1 pseudogene is annotated in these 228 nt (G+C 68.0%); it reads left to right on the forward strand.

The window, feature by feature from the left end:
• Window positions 1–174 (forward strand): annotated as a pseudogene (locus SB786_RS38050) (PaaI family thioesterase); the annotation flags it as partial.
• Between the last annotated feature and the right edge of the window lie 54 nt (window positions 175–228).

Raw genomic sequence — 228 nt, forward strand, 5'->3', positions numbered from 1 at the left:
GGCACGCTCGTCGCGCGCGCGCAGGTCGTCTACGCGGGCCGGCATCAGGCGACCTGACAGTGTCACGTGTACGTCATCGACGGCGATCACGAGCGGCTCGTCGCGATCGCGCAAGGCACGATCAATCGTGTCGGCGACGGGAAGATGCCCGAGGCGGTGGCGGAAACGGCTTGAATTGGTTCGGGGTGCGGTTGCTTGCGTGGTCGGCCGCCGGAGACGTGCGCAGTC

Origin of the sequence: Burkholderia sp. SIMBA_062 (genome assembly GCF_046534765.1) — a bacterium.
Classification (GTDB): domain Bacteria; phylum Pseudomonadota; class Gammaproteobacteria; order Burkholderiales; family Burkholderiaceae; genus Burkholderia; species Burkholderia ambifaria.